24 protein-coding genes are annotated in these 26,782 nt (G+C 34.0%); 13 read left to right on the forward strand and 11 right to left on the reverse strand.

The genetic code is table 11. The features are described 5' to 3' along the window. The first annotated feature begins 85 nt into the window (after nucleotides 1-85). The 8 genes from ACRBBL_RS04130 (at nucleotide 86) to ftsY (ending at nucleotide 5,001) form a co-directional block, all read left to right on the forward strand. On the forward strand, nucleotides 86-859 hold the full coding sequence (locus tag ACRBBL_RS04130; RefSeq protein ID WP_431367754.1) for an exonuclease domain-containing protein: 774 nt from the start codon (nucleotides 86-88) through the stop codon (nucleotides 857-859). Between the two features lie 55 nt (nucleotides 860-914). Next, on the forward strand, nucleotides 915-1,526 hold the full coding sequence (locus ACRBBL_RS04135) for a fumarylacetoacetate hydrolase family protein (protein WP_431367755.1): 612 nt from the start codon (nucleotides 915-917) through the stop codon (nucleotides 1,524-1,526). A 2-nt stretch (nucleotides 1,527-1,528) separates the two neighbouring features. Further along, entirely contained in the window at nucleotides 1,529-1,870 is a 342-nt protein-coding gene (locus ACRBBL_RS04140) for an Hpt domain-containing protein (protein WP_431367756.1), read from the forward strand. Between the two features lie 3 nt (nucleotides 1,871-1,873). Continuing rightward, nucleotides 1,874-3,130, forward strand: coding sequence for a competence/damage-inducible protein A (locus ACRBBL_RS04145; RefSeq protein WP_431367757.1), 1,257 nt, complete (start codon nucleotides 1,874-1,876; stop codon nucleotides 3,128-3,130). A gap of 70 nt (nucleotides 3,131-3,200) precedes the next feature. Further along, the gene (gene rpmB / locus ACRBBL_RS04150; protein ID WP_007094745.1) at nucleotides 3,201-3,437 is read left to right on the forward strand and encodes a 50S ribosomal protein L28; all 237 of its coding nucleotides are present in this window, start codon (nucleotides 3,201-3,203) and stop codon (nucleotides 3,435-3,437) included. Between the two features lie 29 nt (nucleotides 3,438-3,466). Then, a complete protein-coding gene (gene rpmG, locus ACRBBL_RS04155; RefSeq protein WP_007094744.1) occupies nucleotides 3,467-3,649 on the forward strand; it encodes a 50S ribosomal protein L33 in 183 nt (60 codons plus the stop codon). A gap of 6 nt (nucleotides 3,650-3,655) precedes the next feature. Then, the gene (locus ACRBBL_RS04160) at nucleotides 3,656-3,805 is read left to right on the forward strand and encodes a DUF4295 domain-containing protein (RefSeq protein WP_007094743.1); all 150 of its coding nucleotides are present in this window, start codon (nucleotides 3,656-3,658) and stop codon (nucleotides 3,803-3,805) included. Nucleotides 3,806-4,044: 239 nt separating this feature from the next. Further along, nucleotides 4,045-5,001 (forward strand): signal recognition particle-docking protein FtsY, encoded by a 957-nt coding sequence (gene ftsY, locus ACRBBL_RS04165; RefSeq protein WP_431367758.1) that lies wholly within the window; start codon nucleotides 4,045-4,047, stop codon nucleotides 4,999-5,001. 348 nt (nucleotides 5,002-5,349) lie between these two features. On the opposite strand, the gene ACRBBL_RS04170 is transcribed toward ftsY, so the two are convergent. After that, entirely contained in the window at nucleotides 5,350-6,690 is a 1,341-nt protein-coding gene (locus tag ACRBBL_RS04170; protein ID WP_431367759.1) for a fibronectin type III domain-containing protein, read from the reverse strand. A 132-nt stretch (nucleotides 6,691-6,822) separates the two neighbouring features. On the opposite strand from ACRBBL_RS04170, the gene ACRBBL_RS04175 reads away from it, so the two are divergent. Continuing rightward, nucleotides 6,823-8,454, forward strand: coding sequence for an amidase family protein (locus tag ACRBBL_RS04175; RefSeq protein ID WP_431367760.1), 1,632 nt, complete (start codon nucleotides 6,823-6,825; stop codon nucleotides 8,452-8,454). 83 nt (nucleotides 8,455-8,537) lie between these two features. Here ACRBBL_RS04175 and ACRBBL_RS04180 read toward each other — a convergent pair whose 3' ends face one another. After that, entirely contained in the window at nucleotides 8,538-9,197 is a 660-nt protein-coding gene (locus ACRBBL_RS04180; protein WP_431367761.1) for an alpha/beta fold hydrolase, read from the reverse strand. Between the two features lie 247 nt (nucleotides 9,198-9,444). Between ACRBBL_RS04180 and ACRBBL_RS04185 the strand changes: the two genes are divergently transcribed. After that, entirely contained in the window at nucleotides 9,445-9,750 is a 306-nt protein-coding gene (locus tag ACRBBL_RS04185) for a hypothetical protein (RefSeq protein ID WP_431367762.1), read from the forward strand. A 77-nt stretch (nucleotides 9,751-9,827) separates the two neighbouring features. Here the strand turns inward: ACRBBL_RS04185 and ACRBBL_RS04190 are convergent, their stop codons facing one another. The 4 genes from ACRBBL_RS04190 to ACRBBL_RS04205 form a co-directional block, all read right to left on the reverse strand. Then, nucleotides 9,828-10,472: a hypothetical protein gene (locus ACRBBL_RS04190; protein WP_431367763.1), complete on the reverse strand. Its 645-nt coding sequence runs from the start codon at nucleotides 10,470-10,472 to the stop codon at nucleotides 9,828-9,830. Between the two features lie 6 nt (nucleotides 10,473-10,478). Next, on the reverse strand, nucleotides 10,479-13,175 hold the full coding sequence (locus ACRBBL_RS04195) for a hypothetical protein (RefSeq protein ID WP_431367764.1): 2,697 nt from the start codon (nucleotides 13,173-13,175) through the stop codon (nucleotides 10,479-10,481). 7 nt (nucleotides 13,176-13,182) lie between these two features. Beyond that, nucleotides 13,183-14,895 carry a hypothetical protein gene (locus ACRBBL_RS04200; RefSeq protein ID WP_431367765.1) on the reverse strand — a complete coding sequence of 571 codons (1,713 nt, stop codon included), beginning with the start codon at nucleotides 14,893-14,895 and terminating at the stop codon, nucleotides 13,183-13,185. A 160-nt stretch (nucleotides 14,896-15,055) separates the two neighbouring features. Continuing rightward, nucleotides 15,056-16,147 (reverse strand): serine hydrolase domain-containing protein, encoded by a 1,092-nt coding sequence (locus ACRBBL_RS04205; protein WP_431367766.1) that lies wholly within the window; start codon nucleotides 16,145-16,147, stop codon nucleotides 15,056-15,058. A gap of 622 nt (nucleotides 16,148-16,769) precedes the next feature. Here ACRBBL_RS04205 and rimO point away from each other — a divergent pair. Next, nucleotides 16,770-18,071, forward strand: coding sequence for a 30S ribosomal protein S12 methylthiotransferase RimO (gene rimO, locus ACRBBL_RS04210; RefSeq protein ID WP_431367767.1), 1,302 nt, complete (start codon nucleotides 16,770-16,772; stop codon nucleotides 18,069-18,071). 22 nt (nucleotides 18,072-18,093) lie between these two features. Here rimO and ACRBBL_RS04215 read toward each other — a convergent pair whose 3' ends face one another. From ACRBBL_RS04215 to ACRBBL_RS04225, 3 genes are all read right to left on the reverse strand, one after another. Beyond that, nucleotides 18,094-19,566, reverse strand: a complete 1,473-nt coding sequence (locus tag ACRBBL_RS04215; protein ID WP_431367768.1) for a T9SS type A sorting domain-containing protein — start codon at nucleotides 19,564-19,566, stop codon at nucleotides 18,094-18,096. Nucleotides 19,567-19,581: 15 nt separating this feature from the next. Continuing rightward, nucleotides 19,582-20,214 (reverse strand): hypothetical protein, encoded by a 633-nt coding sequence (locus tag ACRBBL_RS04220; RefSeq protein WP_431367769.1) that lies wholly within the window; start codon nucleotides 20,212-20,214, stop codon nucleotides 19,582-19,584. Nucleotides 20,215-20,285: 71 nt separating this feature from the next. Beyond that, on the reverse strand, nucleotides 20,286-21,860 hold the full coding sequence (locus ACRBBL_RS04225; RefSeq protein WP_431367770.1) for a T9SS type A sorting domain-containing protein: 1,575 nt from the start codon (nucleotides 21,858-21,860) through the stop codon (nucleotides 20,286-20,288). Nucleotides 21,861-22,004: 144 nt separating this feature from the next. On the opposite strand from ACRBBL_RS04225, the gene ACRBBL_RS04230 reads away from it, so the two are divergent. Together ACRBBL_RS04230 and ACRBBL_RS04235 are read left to right on the forward strand one after the other, a co-directional pair. Further along, nucleotides 22,005-22,571 (forward strand): sigma-70 family RNA polymerase sigma factor, encoded by a 567-nt coding sequence (locus tag ACRBBL_RS04230; protein ID WP_431367771.1) that lies wholly within the window; start codon nucleotides 22,005-22,007, stop codon nucleotides 22,569-22,571. Next, entirely contained in the window at nucleotides 22,564-23,304 is a 741-nt protein-coding gene (locus ACRBBL_RS04235) for a tetratricopeptide repeat protein (protein ID WP_431367772.1), read from the forward strand. Before ACRBBL_RS04230 ends, ACRBBL_RS04235 begins: the two co-directional genes overlap by 8 nt. Here the strand turns inward: ACRBBL_RS04235 and ACRBBL_RS04240 are convergent. Together ACRBBL_RS04240 and ACRBBL_RS04245 are read right to left on the reverse strand one after the other, a co-directional pair. Continuing rightward, on the reverse strand, nucleotides 23,301-26,243 hold the full coding sequence (locus tag ACRBBL_RS04240; protein ID WP_431367773.1) for a CHAT domain-containing protein: 2,943 nt from the start codon (nucleotides 26,241-26,243) through the stop codon (nucleotides 23,301-23,303). The genes ACRBBL_RS04235 and ACRBBL_RS04240 overlap by 4 nt on opposite strands. Before the next feature lie 312 nt (nucleotides 26,244-26,555). Beyond that, the coding region (locus tag ACRBBL_RS04245) for a hypothetical protein (protein WP_431367774.1) at nucleotides 26,556-26,782 on the reverse strand (227 nt) is incomplete at its 5' end.

Genomic DNA, 26,782 nt, shown 5'->3' on the forward strand with positions numbered 1-26,782 from the left:
ATAATACATTAAAATCAATTATTATACCACAAAATAATTTTATTTGCTCTGTAATAATGGTAAATTTACTGCTTTAAATAAAATAATGGAATTAAAACTAAAAAATCCGATTTGTTTCTTCGATTTAGAAACCACTGGTATAGAAGTAGCTAAAGATAGAATTGTAGAAATCTCTATACTAAAAGTGTATCCTAATGGGAATAAAGAAAGCAAAACCTGGTTGGTAAATCCAGAAATGCCAATTCCAGCTCACACATCTGAAATTCATGGAATTACAGACGAAAGAGTGGCGAATGAACCAACATTTAAACAGCTTTCTAAAGATATTTACAACATGATTAAGGATAGCGATTTGGCAGGTTACAATTCTGATCGCTTTGATATTCCATTACTTGCAGAAGAGTTATTACGTGCAGATATTGATTTTGATATGAAAAATAAAGTATCGGTCGATGTGCAAACCATTTTTCATAAAATGGAAAAACGTACGCTATCTGCCGCATATAAATTTTATTGTGGAAAAGAATTGGAAGGTGCACACGGTGCAGAAGCAGATACAAAAGCTACATATGAAGTATTGAAATCGCAATTAGATCGTTATGATGAGTTGGAAAACGATATGAAGAAGCTAAGCGAATTTACCACACGTAAAAAAACAGCAGACTTTGCCGGATTTATCATTTTTGATAAAGATGATGAGGAAATTTTCTCTTTTGGAAAGCATAAAGGAAAAAAAGTAGAAAAAGTATTAGATGATGAACCAGGTTATTTTGGTTGGATTCTTAATGCAAACTTTCCGTTATATACGAAGAAAGTGTTGACTGCAATTAAACTTAGAAAACTCAACACGAAATTTTAATACAAGTTGTACGACTATTCTATTTCAATAGATTAAATAACTAACTAGCAAGCAGATGAAAATTATTTGCATCGGAAGAAATTATACAGAACATATTGCAGAACTTGAAAATGAAAAACCGACTGATCCAGTTATTTTCATGAAGTCAGATACATCAATTCTGTTAAAAAAACAACCGTTCTTTATTCCTGATTTTTCAAAAGAAATTCACCATGAAGTTGAAATTCTGGTAAAAATTAATAAATTAGGAAAATATATTGATCAGAAATTTGCGCATAAATATTACAACGAAATCAGTGTAGGGATTGATTTTACTGCTCGCGACTTGCAATCAAAACTAAAAGCCAAAGGTTTGCCTTGGGAAAAAGCAAAAGCGTTTGACGGTTCGGCAGTGGTTGGAAAATGGATTTCAAAAGATCAATTTGAGAATATTAATGATCTTAACTTTAAACTTGAAAAAGACAATGAAATTGTTCAGCAAGGAAATACCAAACAAATGCTTTGGAAAATTGATGAGCTAATTGCGTATGTTTCACAATACTTTACCTTAAAAATAGGAGATATCATATTTACAGGTACACCTGCAGGAGTTGCAAAGGTTAACGCTGACGAACGACTGACAGGATTTTTGGAAGGACAACAATTGTTTTCAATACTAGTAAAATAAAAATGGGTTACAATTTAGAACAAATAAACGCGATCTCTGATGGCGATAAAGACTTTATAGAGGCAGTCGTAGTTGCTTTTATTGAAGAAATTCCTGCGGATCTTGTTACATTTCAACAAGAAGTAAAGTCAGGTAACTACGAAGGTGTATACCAAGTAAGTCATAAAATAAAGCCTAACTTAGAGTTGTTGGGCATGCAAGAATCTTTCGAAATAAATCTTAAAATATTAGGTTGGTCAAAAGCCAAAACAAACATAGAAGATATTGTTATTGCTTTTGATGATGTACAAAGTAAGATTAATGAAAACATTGAAGAACTCAAGAAAGAATTCAATTTACAATAAGATATGATTGCAGAAATAATCACAATTGGTGACGAAATTCTTATTGGACAAATAGTAGATACCAATTCTGTATTTATCTCCAAAGCACTTAATGAAATTGGAATTTCTGTACATCAAATCACATCTATCCAAGATGACAAGACACATATTTTAGAAGCTCTAGAAGCAGCTAAACAAAAAGCAGATGTTGTTTTAATTACTGGTGGATTAGGTCCTACAAAAGATGATATTACCAAACATACTTTATGTGAATACTTTGATGATGAATTGATTCAGAATAAAAATGTATTAGCGCATATCGAAGAACTATTTGCTAAATATATTAGCACTTCACCAATATCAGAGATGAATCGTTTACAAGCCTTGGTGCCTTCAAAAGCACAAGTTTTAAACAACGATTTTGGTACTGCGCCAGGAATGTGGTTAGAAAAAGAAAACACAGTATTTGTTTCAATGCCAGGCGTTCCATATGAAATGCGTGGACTCATGAGTAATTATATCATTCCGAAGCTTCAAGAAGAATTTGAACGTCCCTACATATATCACAAAACCATTCTTACCTATGGAATGGGAGAAAGTAGCATTGCGATGAAAATTGAAGACTGGGAAAGCAATCTTCCAGAATTCATCAAACTAGCATATTTGCCCAATACTGGGAAAGTGCGTTTGCGTCTCACGGCAAAAGGAACTAACAAAGAGGAAATTACCAATGCGGTTGATGCACATGCGGAAAAGCTCTATCCAATTATAGGAGATATTATTAAAGGAATAGAAGGAGAAAGTAGTATAGTAACGCAAATTGGCGAACTTTTAGTAGCTAAAGGGCATACGTTGGCTGCGGCCGAAAGTTGTACTGGCGGACGTATTGCTGCACAAATAACAAAAGAATCAGGTGTTTCTGCCTTTTTCAACGGAAGTGCTGTTACATACGCAGTACAATCGAAAATAGACATATTAGGAGTTCCTAAAGAATTAATTGATGCACATTCTGTGGTTAGTGCAGAAGTGGTAGAAGCCATGGCAAAAGGTGCAACAGATGTATATCATACAAATTATGCAATTGCTACAACAGGAAATGCAGGACCAACAAAAGGGAACTCAGATGTTGAAGTTGGAACTGTTTTTATTGGAATAGCTACGCCAAGCGGAACTATTTCGCAAGAATTTAACTTTGGGCAACCAAGAGAAAAGGTAGTAAACAAGGCTGTTGCCAAGGCTTTTCAAATGTTACTTGAAGAAATTTTAAAAAACAGTCAGTAAATGTTTGCTGAAAAAATAAAAAAACGTAAATTTGCACCTCGTTTTTGAATAACTTAAAAGTTTAGTACAGATGTCAAGAATTTGTGAATTAACAGGTAAGAAAGCTATGGTAGGGAATAATGTTTCCCATGCAATGAATAAGACAAAACGCAAATTTAATGCGAATCTTACAAAAAAGCGCTTTTACATTCCTGAAGAAGATAAGTGGGTAACTCTAAAAGTTTCTACTTCAGCATTAAAAACAATTAATAAAAAAGGAATCTCAGCTGTGCTTAAAGAAGCAAGAGCGAAAGGTTTTATCAAGTAATTCAGTCATAAAAGTAAATACCAATAGCAATGGCGAAGAAAGGAAATAGAGTTCAAGTGATACTAGAGTGTACAGAGCATAAAGCTTCTGGACAACCAGGAACTTCTCGTTATATCACTACAAAAAATAAAAAGAATACTCCAGACAGATTAGAGATTAAAAAATTTAATCCAATCTTAAAGAGAATGACTGTTCACAAAGAAATAAAATAATAAGTCATGGCAAAGAAATCAGTAGCATCCTTACAAACAGGATCAAAAAGGCTAACAAAAGCTATCAAAATGGTAAAATCTCCTAAAACAGGAGCTTACACATTTGTTGAGTCAATCATGTCTCCAGATAAGGTAAACGATTGGCTAAAAAAATAAGTATAGCATTCTATACGATTATAAAAGCTACTTTCGAAAGAGAGTAGCTTTTTGTTTTTATACCTCAACAACTCTCTCTCAGTATGACAGTTTAACAGGTTTGTGAATTAGGCAAGATAATTGACAAATGAATAGGTATATAAACACAATGCAAAACATACACGAATTTTAAGTATCTTGTTTTGCGTTTCATACAATTAGTTAAATTGTATGTAGAATTAAAAATAGTACCACAAATTATGAGTTTTTTTAAAAGAATATTTTCATCAGAAAAAAAAGAAACGCTCGATAAAGGTTTAGAAAAATCTAAATCAAGTTTCCTTTCTAAGTTGACCAAAGCTGTTGCTGGAAAAAGCAAAGTAGATGATGAAGTTTTGGATAACTTAGAAGAAGTATTAGTCAGCAGTGATGTTGGTGTTGATACTACTTTGAAAATTATTGACCGTATTGAAGCAAGAGTTTCAAAAGATAAATACTTAGGAACCGACGAACTAAATAAAATTCTTCGAGAAGAAATAGCAGGACTATTGTCAGAAACCAATTCTGGAGAAGAAACCGAATACACGATTCCAGCAGACAAAAAGCCTTATGTATTAATGGTGGTTGGTGTAAATGGTGTTGGAAAAACAACTACAATAGGAAAATTAGCATATCAATTCAATAAACAAGGACTAAAAGTAGTTCTAGGAGCTGCAGATACATTTAGAGCTGCCGCAATTGATCAATTGCAAGTTTGGGCAGATAGAGTAGATGTTCCTCTTGTAAAACAAAACATGGGAAGTGACCCAGCTTCTGTTGCATTTGATACACTAAAATCTGGTGTAGCACAAGATGCGGATGTTATTATCATTGATACAGCAGGACGATTACATAACAAGGTAAACTTGATGAAAGAATTGACGAAAGTCAAAAAAGTAATGCAAAAAGTGATAGGAGACGCTCCACACGATGTTTTATTGGTTTTAGATGGTTCTACAGGTCAAAATGCATTTGAGCAAGCAAAACAATTTACTGCGGCTACAGAAGTAACTACATTGGCTGTAACTAAACTTGATGGAACTGCAAAAGGTGGTGTTGTGATTGGAATTTCTGATCAATTTCAAATTCCAGTAAAATATATTGGAGTAGGAGAAGGTATCGAAGACTTACAAGTATTCAACAAATACGAATTCGTTGATTCGTTCTTTAAAAAGTAGGTTAGACGCGCTACGCTTTTAGACTTGCCATGCTTTTAGATTGTTAGAACGTGCTAACGCACTTTTGACTTTTATTCTGTGCTGATTTGTTATTTGTTGATACAATGACAGATCTACAGTATTTCATTAGCTGGCTTTATTTTCTTTTTCAGAATTGTATCTACATCGCTCAAATTGAACTTGATTCAACTTCAAATAACAATAAGAAAGCATTTTAAGAGATTGATTCTGAGTCAAGCTCAGAATGGAAAAACATATAATACACAATTGCTCAAGCAATTTATACAAACAAAAAAGCTGCATATTTCAAATATGCAGCTTTTTTTATATAAATCTTTTTCTTCTGAATTATAACTTCGTCAGGCGAATAACAACTTCTGTTAATGGAGCGTTAGTACACATCGCACTTCCAGTATCTTCTACGAATCGAATATCAATTGTAGTATCATCTACCATATTGTATGACGTTGGAGTTGCTGTTCCTTGTCCTAATAAGACATTGGCACCACCACAGTTAAAGTTTGTATCTTGATCGTCAGTAACAGTTACCGTACCGTCGCAATTCAATGTAAAGTTGAATGTCATTGTAGGCTGTGTTCCTGTCATATCTAAGTTAGCTAAATACTTTACAGTAATACTTCTTTCAGTATCAGAAACAGTTACAATCTCTACAGTTGCAGGATCACCGAAAATAGCTTCATCAGTATTCCCAATTTCTTGATACGTATACATTCCTGTATATCCTAATGTTGGAGTAGTTACACTTCCAAAGCTAAACCAAGAACTCTGTGTTGTAGAACTGCATATTGTTCGTACAGCAAATGTATATGTTGTGTTTGGACACAATCCGTTCGCTGTAAAGTTAGAATTGTTTACTGTTGTAATTGTTCCAGTATCTGGAGTAAAGCCAGCGGCTTCACCATAACTTACTTCCCAAGTAGTTTGAGCATTCGAGTCCCAATCTACAGTAATTGAATTTTGAGTTACAGTATCAAAAATTAAATTAATAGGAGGCAAACAAGTTGCAAATCTATAAGGTCCAGAAAATGCACTAGAACTTCCAATTTGATCTCCATCAGTAATAGCGTTACAATTTGCTCTTACATAAAATTCATACTCGCTATTTGGTTGTAAATTATTTATAATATGTTCTGTACTATTACCAGTACCAAACAAATCAGCTTCTTCTAAATTAAATCCTACTAAGCCATATTTAATTTCCCAAGAAATTTCACTTCCACCAGGCATCCAAGTTAATGTAGCACCAGTTTGTGTAATATTGGTAGCACCTAAATTTGTTGGTGCAGGACATGACGTACGAAACTGTACTGGTCCAAACCATTCGTTATTTGTTAAATCACAATCAGACTTCACGTAAAACTCATACGTAGTTTGTGAAGATAATCCTGTAATGTTAATACTCGTTGTAGGTGTATCGATAATAGTTCCTGCATCCGGATCAAATCCTGGAGTTCCCCAAGAAGCTGTCCATGTAACTCCAGTTACAGGTAAACATTCTCCTGCGTCATTGACGCTACCACACCAATTAAGTCTGGCAGAATTATTGGTAATATCTGAAGCAAAAGAAGCAGCAACAGGTTGGCAAGGTTGTATTATCTCTGGAATTTGAACATCATCTGAGCATGAAAAGACAAATCCAATCAGTAGAAGCAAAACTACTTTTTTCATAAATTTTTTTTTTCGAATATGACAAATATATAAAAACAATAAAGAGTATGACATTTAGAAGCTAAAAAAACAAGAATTCCAAACAGTTAAACTTTAAGATCGTATCTTTATATCCTTAAATAACGCATCAAAATGAAGAAAATTATATTATTAGCCGTTCTATTTTCATCTATAGCTTGTCACACACAAAAAAAAGTGCAAAACGAGAGTGATATTTCTGATATAAGCAAGAAAGAATTTAGAGATTTTAAAGTGTTAGATTCGAAAAATATTGAAAATCAGGATGTTTGGAATGCGGTGTCTAAACAGATGGAAGATTTTACGGAGGCAGAATATGAGCGATTAAAACCATATATTCTTGAAAAAAACATCTTAGAATTGCATCAAAGTCGTGTACAAGGAGTGTTTACTTATGAGAAATTAGTTAAATTTTATTTATATAGAATAAAAAAATACGATCGTGATAATAATTTGTCGTTGAATTCTGTAATTAGTATCAATCCGAATGTAATTGCAGAAGCAAAACAACGCGATCGCGATTTTTTTAATAAAAGACTAAAACCACTTATTTTTGGAATGCCAATTTTATTAAAAGATAACATCAACACTCAAAACATGCCAACAACGGCAGGAGCAGTTGCGCTAAAAAATAATAACACAAATGATGCTTTCATTACGAAACGATTAAAAGACGAAGGTGCTATCATTCTCGGAAAAGCAAATTTAAGTGAATGGGCGTACTTTTTCTGTGGCGATTGCCCAAGTGGTTATAGTGCTATTGGTGGGCAAACTTTAAACCCTTATGGAAGAAAAATATTTGATACTGGCGGATCGAGTTCAGGAAGCGGCGTTTCTGTTGCAGCAAACTTTGCGGTAGCAGCTGTCGGAACAGAAACAGCAGGTTCTATACTATCTCCAGCAAGTCAAAACTCTGTAGTTGGACTCAAACCAACGATTGGTTTACTAAGTCGTTCAGGGATTGTGCCAATTTCAAGTACGCTAGATACGCCAGGACCGATGACAAAAAATGTAATTGACAACGCAATTTTGCTTGCAGCTTTGTACGGATATGATAACACAGATTCAAAAAGTCAAGCACTTAAATATTATGGAAAACATTTTTATACAGACATAAAACATGGAAATGTTTCGCTAAAAGGAAAACGTTTTGGAGCAATAAAAAGCTTGTTAGAAGATGCTTTGTATGCAGAAGCAATTGAAGTATTAAAACAGCAAGGTGCAACAATTATAGAAATTGAAGAAGAAAATGTGCCGTTGCCAAAATTTATCAATCTGTTGAATTTAGACATGCAAAAAGACTTGCCTGATTATTTTCAAAATCATGGAAGTAAAGGACTTTCATTCAAATCGGTTCAAGATGTGATCGATTTCAACAAAAAAGATTCTGTAAATACGATGCCTTATGGGCAAAAATTATTCTACGGAATTGTAAATGATAATGCTACTGCGGAAGAATTCTCAGAAATGAAAAAGGTATTGCATGAAAATGGAAAAACTTTTTTAGACACTCCGATGAAAAAACACAACTTAGATGGTATATTATCAATCAACAACTATCATGCAGCCTATGCAGCAGTAGCTGAATATCCTGCATTAACTGTTCCGATGGGATATACTGAAAAAGGCGAACCAAAAGGATTAACTCTTATAGGAAAACCATTTACAGAAAAAGAGTTGTTAGGATATGCTTATGTGTATGAGCAAGCTTCTAAAAAGCGTAAAGCGCCTAAAAACTATCAATAATAATTTGACATTCCACAACAGTACGCTTCGACTCCGCTCAGTGTACTGTTGCGGTCAAGTTATCTACGTTTTTTAATACGCAGTTAGAATGTCTTTTGAAGCTCTTCGTTAATTATCCTACTCACATCATCAGCCATATCAACAATCATAAAATGTTTACCATTTTTAATTAGATGTGTTTTTTGCCCCTTTGCAGGAACTACCTTGTCTTTAGTACCGTGAATCGTAATAATTTCAGAATTGCTTTCAGGTTTCTTCCAAGTAGTAATTGCGTAGATTCCCCATTTTAAAAAATTTACCTCTGTATCATCAATAATTGCTTTGAGAAGTTTTTTCCTTTTCGTGCCAAATAAATATGCAGCAATTCTAACATTTGGTTTCAATAATTTTTTCGGAATCCAACGAATAAGATTTAGTTTTCCTGCTATTGAAAATAACCACGGAAGTTCTTTTGTTTGCGTTGCAGAAGAAATGACAAATGTTTTTTTAGCGTCTAAAAGTGAATGCATTTCAGAAGCAATCATTCCACCAAAACTTACGCCTAAAATAACAATATTGGTTTCTTTATCTATTTGGTAATGATCGATCAATCGTTGTGCATACGATGCAATGGTTTCTTTGGATTTTGGTTCAATCCAATCGAGTGTAATAATTTCATGATCAAGATGTAAATAATCAAAAATACGTTGGTCAGCGCCAAGTCCGCTAATTCCAAAAATCTTTATGTGATCATTTTGTTTCAAATATATTTCAAGTTTCTTTATGAACTAAAAATAATTTCTACACAAAGAAACAAAATAGTAATCTAGTTTTGGTTCTCATAACTTAAAAACACGTTTTACTGAGACTTGATCTAGTGTTAGAGGTAAAATCATTCTATTTAAGTGTTGTTGTATTTTGTTGATTATAAGTTTATTAAAAAAAGAGAAGATGTGTTTTTGGCATGCTAATTGGTAATCACTACAGCATTAACCATAAAATAATATCATTATGAAAGCAAAACCAATTTTCTTAGGACTTTTAGTTACTTTATTTTTTAGTGTATCAATGAGTGCGCAAAATCCTGGTCACAGTTCAGATGTGCGTGAGTACAAAACTAGAAAAGGAAAAGAAATAGCTATTAAGAAAACAAAAGCAAGATTAAATAAACTCTGTGATAGTGGATACAAAATCACGCGTAAAGAATTGTACAGAGGAGGAACTTGGAAAATGCATTTTACGACAAGTTGCGGTCATACAGGAGAAGTGCATTTTCGATATGATGGAGATTATAAAGAAACCATCTATCACAATTAAAATATAAAATATTAAAAAAAGCACACTGCATTTCGACTTCGCTCAATGTCCGGTGTGCTTTTTTTATGTTTAAAAATTTATGCTTCTAACTGCGGTTGTTCCCCAGAGTTTTTATCATCTACAGCAACATCAATAATGTCTCCTGCTAAGGCAGCAATCAATCCGCCAGTACGTACAAAAACGACCAACACATAAAAAGGTTGCTTATTAATTGGCGCGTATCCTAAAGCTGCTGGTAAATAGTGAATTGCCATTCCAATAAAGGACATTTTTAATAGTTTCTTTGGCATTACTGCCATTCCAACAATTAATCCAACGGCTCCTAAAGTACAAATCACTGGTTTTATAAACTTTAAAGCAAAACTTCCTACTTTTCCAACACTAGCTGTATTCAATGCTAACATTCCAAGCAATAGTAGTACTAGAAAAACATCTAAGACTAGTAATGGAACTAAAACCCATTTTAACGCAGGCGGAATGTCAACTTCTCTTGTGTACAACAAACCAATAGACCAAAGTGTACCAATTAATCCAAGCCCAGAAACGACTTTGGCAACTGTACCTACAAATCCTAAGTCAGTTTCAGAACTATCTGCAATTTCTTCTGCGGGATAAAACAAAAGTGCTAAACCAGATAATGCAATGCCGCTAATAGCGAATATTTTATCAACGTCATCAACTGTAATTTCATTCCCTTGTGGTGTATCTTCTTTTTTTGACATGATCGTTTAGTTTAAGTTTAGTTGAAAAATAGTTTGCCCTCTTTTTACAAAATCCTCTTTTGTTTTTCCTTCGCCAAAAGGAGCTTTTCCTTCGCCAATTTTATAGAGAATTGTGGTTGGAATTGCAACAAATAAACACATCACATCTAAAAATGTCAATGCATCACTTTTTGTAATTGATTTGTAAAGTGGTGTAATTAAAGGAATTTCCCATTCCTTGTTCAGTCCAACTAGGGCAACATCTACCAAAGTAGTAAGCGCGGTAAAAATTAAATCCATAAGTTGTTTTACCAAAAAGAGACCTAATCCCGCAAGATCATTCAATAATAACTTTAGGAAATCTAAAAATGTAATTTCGCCAGTAATCATTCGTTTAAAACTGGCAACAATAGTTTCTACTTTTTTTCCGATACCTTCGCCTGCTTTGACTAAAATGTTTTTTACTTCTGTAAAGAATTCTTCTAAAACACTAGAAAATTCTGTGGGTATTCGTTCTTTTAATGGTTTTTGCGAACTGTCATTTAAGTAGCCTTTCTTAGAGTTTAACCAATTTGACCGAGGATCGGCTGTATTTTCTTCGGAAGAATCAGAAGGGTCAATTTTATCAAGTGAATCGGGAATATCTACCAAATCAGGAGAAAACTTTTCAATCTCTTTCTCTAAAGTATCATCTACAAATTTCTTGATGTTTTTAATTTCACCTTTCAAGCTCAGAATTGCTTCATTGGTAAAATCTTTAAATGCTTCTTTCGTTTCCACAATCGCATCCCAATCAAATAGAAATGCTAAAAACTCAAACAAATCTTTAAAGAAAACTTTAATTGCATCAAATATTTTCTGAATAAAACTTCCAATTTCCCGAAGTGTTTTGGCAATCCAATTGAATACCTGTTCGCCAATTTTAATCACGAATTTTACACCGTCTTTTATCTTTTCAACTATAAATTCGGCAGCTTGCTTTGCACCATCCCAAACCGCATGTAAAAAGTCACCCAAAGTCAAACCATGATGTGCCGATATACTAGCAGCCATTGTTGTAGGTCGCATTTGTACGTTTGGAGCAGCAACGTTGCCAATAGCAAATGAAGTTCGTTGCAAAGGCGCATCTGTTTCCATCGTTTTTGCAGCCGATAACATGTCTTGAATTCCAGCGGCGGCACTATTTAGTGTATCAGCATCTGTTCCTTTGGCTACTAAAAGATCACCATTTTGTTTTCGTGCGCCTGCTAAGGCTGAACCAGAAGTTATTTTTTCACCTAAATCTTCCAACACTTGTTGCGCTAAATTGATCGCGACTGTTTTTTTAAGGAAATTTGCATTCAGGAAAATTCGGCAAGAAGCAATATCTCTTACAGGACAAATTACGGTCAATTCTGCGGAGACATCCAGCGGAATACTCACTTCATGATTAGGACCTATATGATAACTTTGACTATTTACATAGACAAAAAGATTGCTTTCGGCACTGAGTTTTACCTGTAAACCTTGAAATGTTTTGGTGGCTTTACTGTTGAATCGAATATGAGCAGAATACGATTCTACTTCTTTCAAACTATCAATTCCTTTGATTGTAAGCGTATTTTTATTCCACAATGTAGTGGTTTCATCTTGCCACAATCGAGTCAATTCGCTTCCATATTTTGTGCTTATTGAAAATAGCTGATTGCGAATTCCTTTGCCTTTTGCACAACAAAATTGTTCTGCATCTTTTGCCATTACGATAGGATTTGTCCATTTATCAGACAAAAAACTTTGCGATCCTTGATCGAAAAACTGATTGGTTTGATAGTGTAATCCTTTTTCGTTGAGCGACCAAACACTGTGATTATCTCCGTTTCGAGCAGCGCGTATTTTTGTGATGGCATCAAAAGTTCCAGGCATTTTTATCACATCAACTTCATCATTTTCAATACCAGAAATATATTGGTGAATGTTTTTTCCAGCACTGTATACAATGTCATTTGTATCATCCGATTCTACCAGCGCAAAACAGTTGATAGATTTTTCTGCATTAAAACGCGCTTTCGATGTTTTACCATAACGTTCGTCTGGAAATGATTGAAAAACAAACGAGCGTTCTTTTCCAATATCATACAACATAAAAATACCATCGTTGTATTGAAAATTTCCGAGTTCAAACTGAATAACTTTCATTCCGTTTTCAAAAAGTGTAGATGGCTTTGGTTCTAATTCGTCCAAATCGGCTACATAATACTTAGCATCTTCACCTTTTGTTGTCGTTGAAAAAACTACTTTTTCAGCACCAATGGAAACTTTATTAATGATTTCGGAAGTATGTACAGCTTCCATAGAAGACCAAGAAAGACTTTTGTCTAGTGTTGTGAATTGTGTAGAATCGAGTGGAATTTCATCTGAAACCCATACTTTATTATCTTCAACTTTTGCCAATTGAAAATAGTCTTCGTCAGTATTATACTCCAATTCGAATGAAGTTACTTTTCCTTCAGATAGTAACAATTGTGTCCATCCAGAAGCGGAACCTTCTGTACGTAAAATACCTTGTAATTTTCCTTCTGCCGTAAGGCAAAAAATAAATGGCTGTTCTGGCGCTACCATTAACGAACGAATTGTTGTTCCAGCTTCAATAGCCGATTCTGGAAAATAATTACTCATTAATTCGCTTTGAAAGTCAACAGTTACGTTGTCGTCTTTTGTGATTTGAAATTTTGGATCTACTTTCATAATGCTTTTATTTTTCAATTGAAGATGCATACGCAATGTCATACGCTACAACGTCTTGTTCGGTTTTTATACGTAAATTTTTAAAGGCATATACTTTTCCTAGTGGAAGAATAACTTTGTTCGTTTGATTTAAAACATCAATATCGTTGAGCTTATCAATCAAAGCGCTGGAGCCGCTTGCACCTTGCTTTCCTAAATCAGCAGCAATTTGATTGACAACAGCCTTTACTGTGAGGATTATCCATGAGACGAATATGGTAAGAATACTGAGTAAATCATTCCAGAAACCATGACCGAATAAATTAGGATTCTCATCAAACGCTACATTGGGCGTAGTAAGGTTATGATCTAAATCAAAACGCCCTGTTTTATTGGCTTTGATAGTGAAATCTAAATAACCAGCTGAACCTTTTTTCTTAATTTCATCTTTAGTGTATTTTCCGCTTGTAGATAAGGTTTTCTTACCAACTTCAACAAACCAAGCATGCACTTTTACTGTTACATGAATTTCAATTTTGTAACGTACAGAAATTCCAGAATTAGTACTATTATTTTTTATAGGTTCTTTGGTTATGGTAAATGTAGTATCTATGGTATCATCTTTTTTCTTTTGATGTTTTGTAAGTACCATAACATTATTCGTGAAGCCATGTTTTAACGTAACTCCATCTAAATTTGTAAACGTAGTTTGTACATAATCATCTAAAGATTTTATGTAAACGTTAAAATGATCTCTTTGTATGGAAAATACGCCATCTGTGGAACTACTTACGTCTTTCCCGAGTTCAATTAAGCTTTTTGGAAGAATTCCCGCAGTTGGAGTCGTTGGCGGTTTGGTATCGTTTAACATCATTAAAAAATTAAACGCACTAAAAACCCCAGGTTCTTTATTTTTATTACTATAAGATGTAGAAAAGCCTAAAGAAGTTGGTTGAAACATTGCTTTTTCGGTCGCGTTGATCTTTCTGCGATTGATTCCGTAACCTAGTACATACGGGTTCTCACTTCCAGAAATAGTCATATTAAAGTAGTTGGAAATTGCATTCTGAAATGCGACACTACTACCATCAGGTAAGACGCTTTTTGATTTGTCGAAACTTGAAATGTTGGCGTTTTCAAAATTTAAGAATAGACTTTGAATCGTGAAATCTTCATCAGATAAACCGCTTTCGCGAATTACTTTTGCTGCACTTTCACCTGCATCTAAAGTCATATTGTCTTTCGTTACTTTTAATTGTCCGATAGGCACTTTAAACACATACATTGCATTTTTTAAATTGAACGTAGAAACAGCTTTCGTTTCTTCTTCCCTGTAGTATAACTTTCCGCTTTTAAAACGGAGTTCAAGTAGTATTTCTTTGGTATTGTCTTTTATAAAACTTACTTCTGGAGCAAGTAGGAGAGCTTCCCAACCAAAAGTGAAATTTAAGTTTTCTGACTTCACTCTGTTCATTAAGTTGCCAATTTCTGCCCAATCATTGTCTTTTCGAGCTTTTTCGATATCTTTTTGAACGGCAATCCAATCTTTTACTTTTTGTTTAAATCCAGCATCTTGATCTGTAATGTGGAAGTCTTTTTCATCAGCAGTTTTTCCGCCCAAAACACCCCATTTTTTATGAATGATGTTTCGTTTATGTAGTTCTTGAAATTGATAATTGATTGTGTCTTGTGACAAGGCGAGAACCATGTCGTAACCGGCAAGTGTTTCGTTTCCTTTCATTTGGCTATAAAAAATGATTAATACTATAATTTTTTAAAACAATTCGCTTTGGTAGGAGGAAAGCAGAATGTTTTAAATTGATAGTATGCAATTTAAAATACAAGCCACAAATAGGTAAACGTAGAACTACGTGATTTTGAAATAGCGTAGATGTAGGAATTTAGTTTATTAGAAGATTAATCTTTTCCCAAAGCACATTGTCAAAGTCAGAAAGTGCAAAATTACTGTCATCGGCAGTATTTCCCATTCTAATAATAACTAAGTCTTTGCTAGGAACAATGTATATTTTTTGATCATTCTTGCCCAATGCACAATACATGTCTTGTGGCGCATTTGGAATTAATTCGCCAGGAAACTCTAGTTGTGATTGTGGTAAATGATAAGAAGATTTTCCATTTATCCACCACATATAACCATAAGCTTCATTGATACTTTGTGTAGTTGAGGTTGCTTCATTCAAAAAGTTTTCAGGAATAATTTGTGCATTTTCCCAAGCTCCATTTGCTGAGATTAATAAGCCAAAACGTGCCATACTTCGTGTAGTACTCCAATATACATTGGTATTTCCTGTTTGAATCCAGGCGCCAGTCATGCCAATCCGATTTTTCAATTTTGTATTAAAATAATCATCCCAAGTTTGATTACTAGCGGAAGCAATCACATCTTGCATTTTTAAAAATACACCGTGATATGCCCAACGCGTTCCTGCGTCAGCGACATATTGTAAATTACTTGGAGAAATTCCATCGCCAAAACTATCATCCAAACCAGAAGTCATAGACAATAAGTTTTTACAAGTAATTAAATTTTCTTTTTCTAAAGATGCACTTGTCCAACCTGTGCCAATATAATCTGAAACTTTATCGTTGAGGTTGATGAGGCTTTCTTCTTGCGCAATTCCAGCAATAGCTGTTGTCAAGGTTTTTCCTGCGCTTGCCCAATACCAAGGAGAGGTTTCTGTATGGTCGTCAAAATAATTTTCAACAACAATTTTTCCTTTGTGAAGAATGATAAAACTTTTGGTGTTTTTTTCTTCGAGATAATTTAAAAGTGGTTGCAATTGAGCTGCATTCCAGTTTACGTCTGAAATAGATTTTGTCTCCCAAGTAGTTGAATTTAAAGGAGGGAAATACAATGAAGTATCAACAGTTTCTGGAGTTTCTTCTTGAGGAATTTCATCTACATTTTCCGAAGAACAATTTAAAAAAAGTGATAAAAATATAAGTGGGAATATATTCGAAAACTGGTTCATCTCGTTAGATTTTATATTAAGACTCCTACAGACTATAAAAGTTTAATATGAGATTATATTCTTTTTTGTAAAACAATGAATTTATTCATCCTTTGATGCGTAAGCACTAGCTATAAGGATAGAAACAACAAGCATAGGAACAAAAAAATAGGGAGATAATATAAATCTTGGACGAATGGAGAAGTTCTGAAAATAATAAAAGCTCATAAACACAACTCGAATCAGAATAATGATATATAGAAAAGACGCAATAGTTTTAAACAATTTCATCACTTTTGGTTGAAGCTGTTTTGTTTTTAGGTGTTGAATATTTATTAGAAATGATAATATTATAGAAATTAATGGAATTCCTAATAAAACTAAAAAAGGAAAAAGCAGTCTTGCCTTTTCATACTTCATTGGAGAAAATATATTTCTTGGGAATATCAACATGAGTAATATTTCTGTGACTACAAAAACACTCAATATTAGAATACTAACTTTTTTGATATGGCTAAAAAATTTAAAATTTGTATGAAAACTAAGGTACTAAATATTTTAATCTTACGGAGTGTTGTAAAACGATAAAAAAAACAATTGAGAGAAAAAGTAAAATTGTACTTTTGCAGCTTAATAGGAAAGCATGAGAACAAAGACTTTAAAGAAAAACAAGATCAATGTTGTAACACTTGGATGCTCTAAGAATGTATACGATTCTGAAGTTTTAATGGGACAATTGAAAGCCAACGGGAAAGAAGTGGCACATGAAGAGGAAGGAAATATTGTTGTAATTAATACCTGCGGATTCATTAATAACGCAAAGGAAGAGAGTGTTAATACAATTTTAGATTACGTTCAGAAGAAAGAAGAAGGTGTTGTAGATAAAGTTTTTGTAACAGGTTGCTTGAGCGAACGTTATAAGCCAGACTTAGAAGCGGAAATTCCAGATGTTGATCAATATTTCGGAACCACACAATTGCCGCAATTATTAAAAGCGCTTGGTGCTGATTATAAGCATGAATTGATTGGTGAGCGAATTACAACGACGCCAAAAAACTACGCATATCTTAAAATTGCAGAAGGTTGCGATCGTCCGTGTTCTTTTTGTGCAATTCCTTTAATGAGAGGAAAACACAGATCAAAACCAATTGAAGAATTGGTGATTGAAAGTGAAAAATTAGCCGCAAAAGGTGTGAAAGAATTGATTTTGATCGCACAAGATTTAACCTATTACGGTTTAGATTTATACAAAAAACGAAACCTTGCAGAGTTGCTTCAAGCTTTAGTAAAAGTGGAAGGAATTGAATGGATTCGTTTGCATTACGCATTTCCAGCTGGTTTCCCAATGGACGTTTTAGACGTAATGAACAACGAACCAAAGATTTGTAACTACTTAGACATTCCGTTACAACACATTGCAGACGATATCTTAAAGTCAATGCGTCGTGGAACCAATCAAGCGAAGACGACTAAATTATTAAAAGAATTCAGAGCTGCAGTTCCAAACATGACCATTCGTACTACTTTGATTGTTGGATATCCTGGAGAAACTGAAGAACATTTTCAAACCTTAAAAAAATGGGTTGAAGATATGCGTTTCGAACGTTTAGGATGTTTTACCTATTCACACGAAGAAAACACACATGCGTACAATTTAGAAGATGATGTTCCAGAAGATGTGAAGCAAGATCGTGCAAACCAAATTATGGAGATTCAATCGCAAATTTCTTGGGAATTGAATCAACAGAAAATTGGGCAGACATTCAAGTGTATCATTGATCGTAAAGAAGGAAACTATTTTATAGGTCGTACCGAGTTCGATTCTCCTGATGTTGATAACGAAGTTTTAATTGACGCTGCAAAACACTACGTAAAGCAAGGTGAATATGTAGATGTGAAAATTATTGAAGCTGCCGATTTTGATTTGTACGGTGAGCCAGTTTAATTAGTTGCTAGTTGTTAGTATTTTAGTTTTTCATTAGTTTAATGACTGCGTGTTTATTCTCGGAAGAAATTTTAATAAAATAAATTCCTTTCGTAAATCGGCTTGTATCTAGGTTTATCTCTGATATATCTTTGTGAATGCTTTGGTCAATATATGTGCCTAATATACTATAAATGCTAACTTTTACAGATTTGTAATGATTTCCTAATCTGATTTTGGACAGTCCAAAAGTAGGATTTGGATACGCCGAAAACGAATTGCCAAAAGTATTTTCTTCTATGTTTAATGTGGATGAATCTTCAAAGACTCGTACGCTACCAGTTTCACTTGTATTGCCAACAGCACCAACGGCAACTCTAGATCCATCTGATGATAAACTCACTGAAAATAATCGGTCGCCAGCAGCTTCGCCGTCAATGTCACTTCCGACTTGTGTCCAAGCTCCTGATTCAAATTTATAGACACGCACATGCCCTGAAATACTACCATTACCATCATTTAATGGAGCGCCGATAGCAACTCTAGTTCCATCAGCAGATAAACTCACTGAATTCCCTGACCTGTCTCCTCCAGCTTCACCATCAATATCCAAACCTAGTTGTCCCCAAGAACCAGAGGCAAATTTAAACACGCGTACATGTCCAACATCGCTGCCATTAAATGGCGCGCCAATAGCGACGATTGTTCCATCTGAAGAGAGACTTGTAGAAAAACCAGATTCATCATTAGAACCTTCACCATTAATGTCGAGTCCAACCTGACTCCATGAGCCTGTTTCGAATTTATACACACGCACATGTCCAGAATTATTTCCGCCACCATCATTTCTAGTAGCCGCTATAGCGACTGTGTTGCCATCTGCTGATAAGCTTACAGAATACCCAGAATTATCATTCATGGCTTCTCCATCTATGTCGCTTCCCATTTGTGTCCACGAACCAGTAGCAAATTTATATATACGTACATGACCACTATTGCTTGCAGCACCATCATTGTTAATGGCGCCAATAGCTACAATAGTTCCATCTGAAGAAAGACTAACCGATCTTCCAGAAGCATCATTTTCGGCTTCTCCGTCAATATCACTTCCCATTTGCGTCCAAGCTCCCAATTCAAATTTATATACGCGAACATGACCAGAACCAGCGGTGCTATTGGTATTTAAAATTGCACCAATGGCAAGTATAGTTCCATCGGAAGATAGACTTACCGAGTACCCAGAATTATCTCCTGTAGCTTCGCCATCGATATCAGAACCTACCTGACTCCAAGTGCTCGTTTCGTATTTGTAAACACGTACATGCCCAGAATTATTTCCGTTGCCATTATTACCTGGTGCACCAATAGCAACGATGGTTCCGTCAGAAGACATGCTGATAGAAAAACCAGATTGATCTTCTAGAGTTTCTCCGTCAATATCTCCGCCTAATTGCGACCATTGACAGAAGGCTGTAAAGGGAATACATAATAAAATTAAGAGGGTAATTTTATGCATTTTTTTGAGTTTAATTTATTTAAATATATTATGTGGTAATTTAATTTTATTGGGAAGTGAAAAGACTTCTCTGTCAATTTGTTTTTCTTCAAATTTTATGGCTTCGAATCTATAACCATTACCTAATCTATTAATCTCTTTTAGAGCTAATCCTTTATACAACCAATACACTACCTTAGGAGCGCCATCAGCTGTTTTGGTATTATTAGCATATACTGTACAGTTTTTGCCAAGAACTTCTTGATCGTTTTGCTTTACAAATCCTGATGTGGAACGTTGTGCTAGAAACATAGAAATTTCGCCTTGTCTCATATATATTTTTACAGGTTTATCTCTTCCCGAAAATAATGTTGCTCCTTTGTTTGTAGTATCATTATATATGTAAATGGAAGTTTCTCCTTCAACAGTTTCTTCTAATTTGACAACATTGCCATAATCATCAAAAGTGAGCGTGTATATAGTCTTCTTATTGTTTTTAAGATTCTGTTCTTCATATTCTATTACTCCTGACTGTATCTCAAAAGGACCATTTGTTTTCTTGCTGCTTTTTTTAGTGGTTTCGGTACTTGATTTTTTATCCTCTTTACAAGATATAATTGTACATAGCATACATGAGAAAAGTAATAATTGAGTTAGATAATGTTTCATAATGTTAGAGTTTAAGAAAATTTGTTTTTGAAAGAGAAAATTTTTGGACTTATCTAATGGAGTAAAATCAACTACTCAATAATTAATTTTTTAGTGTTAATTCCTTTTGTTGTTTTTATCGTAACAACATATAATCCAGCAGCATAATTTTGTATAGGAATTTCTATTTGTTCTACTGAATTTTTATACTGGAAAGATTCAATCAACGCACCATTTATAGCATGTATTGTAATGCTTTCTACAGCAGTATTTTTAGGAATAATTAGTCTAAGTGTTTCAGCATTTTTTATAGGATTCGGAAATAAATTTATAGAAGGTGTTTCATCAAAATTTTCAACACTTAATGTCGGATCTAAATATTCAAATAGTTCAAATCCTGAAACACCATCAGTTCCTCCTAAGTATAATGCTGGACCATCGGTAACGGTAAGTTCTTTAGGCTCTCCAGATCCTGCTCCGGCATCTAATTCTATTTTAGATAATGTTCCGTCATAACTATAAAGTTCTTTTCCAGTGCTTAATTCTCCAGCAGTAAAATATAGTTTCCCAGCCATCTCAACAAGTTCTAATGGTCCGCTTGGTCCTGTAGGATTTACATCAATTTTAGTGACAATTCCCGTCATGGTATCAAACTTATATAATTCTCGATCGCCTGCAATTTCGGCAGGAACAAAAATATCAATACCTATTTTTAGATAATTTCCAGGAAAAATAGCAGGAAAGCTTGAGCCAGAAGGATTGATGTCTATTTTAGAAAGCGTGTCAGTTCCTGGATCGTATTCATACATTTCTGCATCACCAAGATCATCAGCAGTAAAATATAAAACACCATCCGCATTATATAAAGCAAAAGGAGAACTAGAGCCAGTTGCGCTTACTTCAATTTCAGTTGCTATTGACATAGCTGTATCATACACAAAAAGTTCTTTGTCGCCAGTAGTACCTTCTGCATTAAAATAAAGATCGTCGCCAACTGTTGTAAGCTCATTCGGGTCACTAGAACCAGTAGGATTAATGTCTACTTTTGTAAGTGTCATTCCATCGAATTTATACAATTCTTCATCGCCAGCTACGGTCGCAACAAAAAAGATGAATCCACCAGCAAACGTATATTCTTCAGGATCACCACTTCCAGCAGGATCTGTGTCAATTTTAACAGGAGTTGTTCCGCTAAGGAAAAAAGCTTCTTTGTCGCCAGCAACGGTAGCTGTAAAAATAAGTGTTCCGCCAACTTCGGTGAGTCTAAATGGCATGCTAGAACCAGCAGGATCTACGTCAATTTTTGTTAACATTCCTGCGCCATCAAATAGATACAACTCTCGATCGCCAGAAGCATCTTCGGCAGAAAAATAGACATCGCCTCCAACATTTGTAAATTCTGCAGGCATACTAGATCCGCTAGGATTTACATCTATTTTCATGGCAGTTGGTCCAACCATCGGATCAAATATATGAGGTTCATCATCGCCAGAAGGATCAACAGCAGCAAAAAATAATGTGCTTCCTACAGCTTCGAAATCTGTAGCAAAACTTGAACCAGCGCCCGGAACGATGTCTATAGGAGTGAGCTGAGAAAATGAAGTTTGAAATGATAGTATTGTACTAATAATCAAGATAGATTGTAATTTGAGTATTTGTATTTTCATAGTCATATTGTTTGGTTTATATTACTTTGTCAATCCTAAAGAGCGCTTTGTAACCTCTTTTTTAATATTTTTTTGATATTTTTATTACATATCCTATAATTCAATTGACTAACTATTAAAACTACCACAACAGATACAGAACTTTTGAAACTATTACTTGCTGGAAAAACAGCTCGTGATAACGCATTGAAGACTATTTATAACGATAATAAGAATGCGATTTATTCGTATGTTATTTCGAATAATGGAAGCAAGGTTGAAGCGAAAGATGTGTATCAAGAAACGATCATTGCTTTTTATGAAAATGTGCGAGATCGGAAATTTAACGGAGAACGAAGTGCTATAAGTACATACATATATGCTATTGCAAAATTTAAATGGTTGAATCAATTGAAAAAAAAAGGCGTCATAAACGAGTTTCATCAAAAATTGGAGTTGCCTGATGACTTTGTAGAAAGTCCTTTGACCGAGTTAATTCATAAAGAACAGAAAGGTTTGGTTTTAGACGTTTTGGGACAATTGGGAACTACTTGTAAAAACCTTTTGGTGGAAAGTATTTATCACAATAAGACAATGAAAGAGATTGTTGCTGAAACTAGTTTTAGTAATGAGCAAATAGCGCGCAATAAGAAGTATAAATGTATGAAGCAATTAAAAAAGTTAATTGCAGAAAATCCCCATCTAGTTAAAATTTTAAAGTTTAATGGATAATATAGAAGAGTTAATAGACCGTTATTTATCTAAATCAATGACAGCAATTGAAGTGAAAGACTTTGAGAACTTGCTGAAAACTGATACGACTTTACATGCCGAATATTTAAAAAGTATCGCCGCACGAAAATTTATTGAAGAAGCAGGAAGATTGGAGCTTAGAGAAAAGTTTGATGTTTTTGAAAGTGAAGAACTAACAGGAGAGAAAGCAATTATTCCATTATGGTTTAAAAGGACAATGGCAACAGCTGCAGTTTTTATCGTTCTTTTTGGATTGTATCAAGTTGTGTTTAATAGTACTATTTCTAGCGATGCAGTATTTGAATCTTATTTTGAAACGTACAAAGCACCATCAGTTGAAAGAAATTCTGAAACGACTTTAGATACTAATTTGCAATCGGCGATGAAAGCTTACGAAGCAAAATCCTATGAAGAAGCACTTCAGTTTTTTGATAAACTAGAAGATAAAACAAATTATGTAGCGAATTTTTATAAAGGACTAAGTTATTTATCTTCAAAAGACCCGAACTACAAGCAAGCTTTGCAAAGTTTTGAAATCGTTTTGCAAACGGATAACGATTACAATCAGCAAGCACTTTGGTACAAAGGATTAACCTTGTTAAAGTTAAAAGAAACCGATAAGGCTTTAAAAGTGTTTCAGAAGATTAAAGAAACCACATCTTATAATCATGAAAAAGCTGTGGAAATAGTAGCTAAAAATATTGAGAATTAAGCAGCAGCGCTGCGCTTTTTCTTCTTTCTAATCGCAACTAAAACGAATAGAAATATCATGAATGAACCTAAAATATAATATATAGTATTTGAAGATTTTGAAAGCGCTTCTGTGCTTCCTGTCAATTTATAACTACTCCAATAATATGGAGGCAGCACTTCTGGTGTGGCAGAATTTAGATATTCTATTTTAGCTTGTTGTAGCGCAATATCTTTGGTTTTCCCTTTCTTTAATTGCTCCAAAAATAATTGTGTGAGTTTTGAAGAAGCCTGATCGTCCACTGTCCATAAAGTAGAAATTAGCGACTTGCTTCCTGCATATTGAAATGCGCGTTCTAAACTTAAAATACCTTCTCCTTTTTGTAGTTTCCCTGTAGCAGTATTACAAGCACTTAAAATGACCAATTGCGCAGGAATTGTAAGATTGTAGATTTCATATGTGTGTAACAAACCATCGTCTTTTTCGGAAGGATTGAAATATAGTTTTGATAATAATGGTTCTGTATCTTCAACATCTCCATGCATTGCCAAATGTAGTATTCCTGCAGTACTCACAATAGATTTCATGGTGTCTTCTGTGGCAGAATTTCCAGAATACTGTTTGCCATCTAACAATTTTGAAGCATAATTTACTTCTTCTTGATTGTAAGCAAGTTTTGCGAGTTTTTGTCTAGATGCAGTGTAGTTTTGATCTGAATAATCGGGCGCAAATCCAACATAATCCTGTTCGCTATTGGTACTGTTAGTTGCTAGTTTTATGGAAGCGGATGGACTATACGATATGGCAAAAGATTTTATTAAATATGGAAGCGTTTTGTAATTTCTAGTAGTTTTAGTGTGCGATTTGGTAAGCAAACTTTCAAAAGGAATATAAGCTAGTAATCCATCAGGAATAATAATAAGATTGTCTATTGTTTCTGTATTTGAAATTTCTGGAAACAGTAATTTTTCATAAAGCGAATACGAGGTTTCACAATACGAATTGAAAGCCTTTGTGGGATGTTCTGTAAATTCTTTTTTAGAACTGATTAAGTTAAAGAAGGACGAGATTTCTTCTGTGAGTTTTGTGGCTCCTGAAATTTCTCGAACAGAAACATCTTGATTGGTCACAAAGAAAACATAGGCATTATCTGTTCCTGTAAAGTACGAAATCAATGCAGTTTTATCATCTAAAAGCGTTTCTTGAACTTCTTGTAGGGAGCTAATTTTTACATCATATTTCAACTTATAATATTCAGGATACTTCGTTTTAATTGAGTTGACAAGAATATCATACGCGTTTTGTTTTTCGTCTAATTCAGTACGCCAAAGTTCAATTATTTTTGCTCTGCGTTCCGCACAACGATTTTCTTCATTTGCAATTTTCCCTGAAATTTGTGTAATGTCTTTTTTAAGTGCTTTCTCTTCCTGAATGGTTTCTTTGGGAACTTTAGAGAAAGAAGTAATGTCTTGTTCTTGAATAACAGATAAAAGTAATAATGCTTTATTTTTTTCTGAAAATAGGAATGCTTTTTCTAAATATGTTCTGTCTTTTGTGAGTTTATGAAGTTGTATCGCAGTGGCAATACCTTCTTCAATAACGGAAGAAACATGATTGGTCCAAAATAACTTTGAAGCATCAGACGATTGTTTGTTTTTCATCTCATCTAATACATCAACCACAAGTGTTTGTGTGTCAAAGGCAGCTTTTAAGTCTTTTATATCTACGTTTTTATCATATAACTGTCTGAATAAATTAGCTTTCGCGATAAGGGATTCTAAAAGGTAGTGATGCGACTGAAACGTCATGTCTAAAGTTGGATTCTCATACCGAGAAGTTGAGTCCATTTCTTTAACAAGAATATCAATCGCTATTTGGTAACTGTCTAAAGCAGCTTCAATATTTCCAGAAGATCCAATTGCTCTCGCAACAAAATTTTGACAAGCTCCAGTGACTACATGATTTTTACCAAACGTGTTTTTTCGCCATTCATACGCATCATTATAATAGGTCATTGCTTCACTGTAATTTCCTTTATTCAATAAACTATCTGCCTGATTAATGTATGATTTGCTAATATCTTTATCGGTGTTTTTTTGATTTAGTGTTGCGAGATTGAAATATTTTAGCGCATTTTTTTTATCGCCCAATTCCCAATACATATCGCCCATAGCTTCATTTAAATAACGCATATATCTAAAATCTGGCGGATATACTTTGTGCCAAACCTTGTGCGCTTTTACATAATGATCTACAGCTTTTTGATATTCTAATTTCCCATAATACATATTGCCAATATGATAATTAGACTTTGCAATATTCATATGATCAGGACTATAAACGGAACTTAAAAGATCCAATTCGCGTTGGTAAAAAGAAAGTGCTTTGTCATAATCGGCAAGGATGCTATGCATATTACCAAGTCCCATTAAAATTGCAGACTTATAATGGTCAGATGTATTACCTACAACAGCCAATCCTTTTTGCAAATAATCAATAGCAGTATAGGTGTCTCCAACTTTATCAGTAATCAAAAACTTAGAAAAAAAGTAACGTACCTTGTTTAAAGTATCTAACTGATCAAAATCAATTTTTGAAATGCTCTTTTCATATCTTTCATCTTTTCTTACCGTAGCATAGCTCTCAGCAATTAAGATTTCTTGATCTGTAGAAGGGACAATGTTTTTATCCTTAAAAATCTTTCGAGCTTTGCGCATTGCTTTATACGCTTTCTTCTTTTCAGTAGTATTTCTATAAAGTTTATATTCCCAAATAGAAAGTTCTATTTGTTCTTTGTCAGAAAGTGCATCACATGTATATAACTGCTTCACTTTGGTCAAAGCATCTGTAAAATGACCTTTAAGAGTTAACGCTTCAACATTTTTCAGTTCATTTTCTATATCACATGTTTGCGCAGAAACACTATTGATTATAAAAAAAAGAAACATGAAATACTTCATCTTGAAAATGAGTTGTTTAAGCCTTTTAAAAATAAGAAATAAAAAGGATATTCTAGGATTAAACAAGTTATTCTTTAAGAAAAAACAGAATGATTTGTTTTTTGGTTATGAGTTATGAGTTATGAGTTATGAGTTATGAGTTATGAGTTACGAGTTATGAGTTACGAGTACCAAATAAACATAAAAACATACTTTTTAAGACCCAAGACCCAAGAAAACCATTCTAAAAGTGCGCCAGCACAATCCAACAGCGAAGCGGTCTAAGAGATTCCCGCCTACGCGGGAACAAGTCTAAAAGCAAAGCGAGTCTAACTACAATTCAAAACTATTATTATTCACCAAGAAAATAGCATTGGCAAAAAACAATTTCCCATTCTCCCAAAAAGCTCTAAACATCGGATTGTCGACCATATAAATCATACTTCCACTACCAATTCTATGCTCTCCAAAAACCAAGGTGTTTTTAATATTCTTAGCTGCTTTATAACCAGCAAAACCAGAAACAGCTTTGTTGTCTTCTAAATAAGAAACCGTATATC

This window comes from Kordia sp. (assembly GCF_050633145.1).
In the GTDB taxonomy this organism is placed as follows: Bacteria; Bacteroidota; Bacteroidia; order Flavobacteriales; family Flavobacteriaceae; genus Kordia.